Origin of the sequence: Bacillus sp. JJ1503 (assembly GCF_036965125.1) — a bacterium.
Lineage (GTDB): Bacteria > Bacillota > Bacilli > Bacillales > Cytobacillaceae > Cytobacillus.
Map to the genome: position 1 here is coordinate 1 of NZ_JBALOZ010000288.1, position 3847 is coordinate 3847.

At 37.6% G+C, this 3847-nt stretch carries 2 protein-coding genes; one reads left to right on the forward strand and one right to left on the reverse strand.

The window, feature by feature from the left end; all coding sequences use genetic code 11:
* Positions 1–248: 248 nt before the first annotated feature.
* Positions 249–1247 (reverse strand): zinc-dependent alcohol dehydrogenase family protein, encoded by a 999-nt coding sequence (locus V7149_RS20255; protein WP_335347399.1) that lies wholly within the window; start codon positions 1245–1247, stop codon positions 249–251.
* A gap of 756 nt (positions 1248–2003) precedes the next feature.
* Between V7149_RS20255 and V7149_RS20260 the strand changes: the two genes are divergently transcribed.
* A complete protein-coding gene (locus V7149_RS20260; protein WP_335347400.1) occupies positions 2004–3737 on the forward strand; it encodes a sigma 54-interacting transcriptional regulator in 1734 nt (577 codons plus the stop codon).
* Positions 3738–3847: the final 110 nt, after the last annotated feature.

Below are 3847 nucleotides of genomic sequence, written 5' to 3' on the forward strand. Positions count from 1 at the left end.
TCATTAAAATTAGTATTAACAAGCAAAAGGCAGTAATCACAATCTTGAACTTCCACAAATGGGCGCAATTCTTTAGTTAGAAATGCGCTCTTCTCAATGAATTGGGCGATAAAATTGAACAACATCTTTTTTTACGGTAATTAAAATTAAAAGCAGACGGTACATAGAGAATCTTATACAGATTCTAATGTCCATCTACTCTTTAAATGAACGTAAAGTTGTTAAGGCATTACAAATTTGCAATAGTATTACCAACAATTTTTTAAAACAATTTTTCCTACCGCTTTGCCTGACTCCATGTACTCATGGGCTTTTGAAACTTCATCAAAGGTAAAAGTGTTTGAATCCAATAGTGGACGCATCTTCCCTTCCTCAACCAAACTAGCAACCTTCTTCAAAATTTCTCCATAATGTTTATGCATGTCCTTGTTTAATATCTTCAACAACATAAAGGTAACATGAAGAGAAAGTCCCTTCGAATGCACGGGGGAGAGGTCATGAGTCGAACGAGTAGCAATAGCGGCTACCGTTCCATGTACTGCTGCCGCCTCAAAAGAGCGATCAAGGTTTTCACCACCAACTGTGTCAAACACGATGTCAAATCCTTTTCCTTTTGTATATTTTTGTACATAGTCTTGAACGGTTTCTTCTCGATAATTAATCGCTACATCAGCACCAAGGCGTGTGCCAATCTCCAGCTTTTCTTGCGAAGAGGCAGTTGTATAGACTGTTGCTCCTCCCCATTTGGCTAGTTGAATGGCAATGTGTCCAACACCTCCAGTGGCTCCATGGATCAATATATCTTGTCCAGGAATAAGCCTTGCTCGATTAAATAACGCTTCCCAAGCGGTAATAGAAACTAATGGTAAAGCCGCAGCTTCTTCCATCGTCAAATTTTTCGGCTTATGAGTAAGTAAATCAGCATCTGCAAGCATAAACTCTGCAAGTGCACCGCCGTGAGTCCCTCTAAATCCACCCGCGCATCCAAACACTTCATCGCCAATGTTAAACTCGGTTACTCCTTCACCCACTGCAGATACTATCCCTGCCACATCTCCATGTAATACTGCTGGAAACTCGGGTGCAACGGCTGGAACTGCACCAGCACGGACTTTCGTATCAATAGGATTTACACTTGTAGCCTTTACTTGAATAAGTACATGTCCAGGTTTCAGTTCAGGTTCTGAAATCTCTTTAAATTGAAATATAGATGGTTTCCCAAAAGATTGAATAACTTGTGATTTCACTATAGTCACTCCTTTTTATTTTATTAAATAAAAATAGGAAATATCTAATTAGTTCCTAATTTCCAATAAATGATATCGCCAAAAACTCTCTTTTTCCCTTTTCGAACGATGATAAAAATGATGGGATCATTTGTTATTAGATGATCTGGTGATTTTTTCACGTAACAAATTTAATGCCTAGTAGTATGAATATAAAAAATATTTAGTTTTTTATTCGCTAAACTAATAATACTTCATAAAATATAAAATTTAAAGTACGCACATTTTTGTTGAATAGGTTTAAGAAGAATATTTGGTTAATCTGAAGAGAAATTCGAAGCTTAATCCAGTTGCTTTTCAAGGTGCTTTAATGGAGTAACGAAAAAGCCCAAATTTCTCAATTTTACTGAGAAATTGAGCTTTTTATTTTTAGTAATCCTTACGTTGTAAATACATTTACAACGATTTCAAGGAAAGGTAAAATTACCCGATCAGAAGTTAACTAGTCATAATAGCACTAATTTGACAATCAAAAACTGGTTCCAATAAATAATGGAACCAGCTATTTGCCCTTTATTTCCGTTATTCGAAAGGGTGCTATCCTAACAAGAATATGGTGTGTAATAATCCGGATGTTGTAGCGCAGCGTCATGCAAAAGTACACGGCAAAGCTAACTAAACAGAGCTTAGGCTTTATTTGAAGGAAGATTCTGGTTTTTGTCGAATAAGTATGGACCATACAAATTTTTGATAGAGGATCAAAAGGAGAGGTTAGGCGTGATTAATCGTCACATTTCACAAGGATGGACTGAGATTGTTGAGGGGATTTATAACGGTGTCATCATAGTGGATCGAGACGGTAAGATTATCATGTGTAATACATCAGGATGTGATCTTATTGGTATGTCTGAAAAAGAGATGCTAAATAAGCATATTACCAGCATTATAGAAGATTCAACCCTGCATCAAGTTTTGTTGGACGAAGTTACACTTGTCAATATACAGCAACTTATCCAAGGTCGGGTTGTTGTTGCAAATCAATCTCCTATATATAAGGATGGTCGGCTTATTGGGGCCATTTCTGTTTTTCATGAAATACCAGAATTAAAACATACCCATAATCTGCTTGATCAAAAGGAAAAAGAGGTAGAACAATTAAAGGAAATTATAGAACTGTTATATGACGGGGTTATCATGATTGATAAACAGGGGCTAATAACAATGATGAATCAAACTTACGGTGAGTTCCTCGGGGTTAGAGTTGAAGATGTGATTGGCAAGCACGTCAAAAAAGTAATTGAAAATACACGTATGCATATTGTTGTGAAAACGGGGCAATCAGAAATTGGCTCATTTATGATAGTAAAGGATAAAAGTATTATTGTCATGCGTACCCCTATTTGGAAAGAGGGGGAGGTTGTTGGGGCTATAGGTAAGGTTTTATATACGGATATTAACGAGTTAAAAACATTAGTTCAGCGCCTAAACGTAACTGAAAGCATGCAGGACTTTTATAAACCGGAATTGAAAAAAGTGAGAGGATCCAAATATTCGTTTGACCAGATTATAGGCGAGCATGAGCGAATGAAAGAAGTAAAGGATTTAGCATTGAAAGTGGCTACTAGTCGCTCAACGGTATTGATTCGAGGAGAAAGTGGAACAGGAAAGGAATTGTTTGCTCATGCAATTCATGAAGCCAGTAACCGTTCTGATGGACCGTTTATAAGCCTTAATTGTGCCGCTATACCAGATAATTTATTGGAATCTGAGCTCTTTGGTTATGAGGAGGGGGCATTTTCGGGAGCGAAAAAGGGCGGAAAACCCGGAAAGATTGAACAAGCCCAGGGTGGAACTTTATTTCTAGATGAAGTCGGCGATATGCCTCTCAATATGCAGGTAAAGCTATTACGAGTCTTACAGGAAAAAGAAATTGAAAGAATTGGCGGCAGTCAGACTAATCAGATTGATATCAGGTTAATTTCAGCAACAAATCGTCCGTTAGAGGAAATGGTTAAAAATGAAGAGTTCCGAGAAGACCTTTATTACCGCCTAAATGTGATTCATATTACGATTCCACCTTTGAGGGAGCGAGGCAAAGATATCATTACTACGGCGCATCTTATTTTGGGTCAATTAAATAATGAGCTTGGTAAAAGCATAAGTGGCTTTCACCCTAATGTAGAGGATTTATTTCGTCGTTATCAGTGGAGTGGTAACGTGAGAGAAATGCAAAATGTCATTGAGCGTGCTCTTCATATCGCAGATAATGGTCCGGAAATCTGTTTAGAGCACCTTCCCCCTTATTTATTAGACCATGTTGAAAGGCATACAGATGTTTCAGTTTCATCCTTCTCTCTTGAAGAGGAATTGGAAAGGGCTGAAAAAGCGGCAATCATCCGGGCATTAAAGGCCAGTGAAGGGAATCGAACTGAAGCGGCAGAAATGCTTGGCATACATAGAGCTAGCCTATATCGAAAAATGGAGAAATATAGTTTGTTAAGGCATCAATAAGTGTCGCAATAACGAGACGTGTCGCATTATAGAGACAAAGTGTTGGAGCTCGCTATAATGACCATATTAATAAAAATAACGTTGCAGTTTAGCAACGTTATTTTTATTAA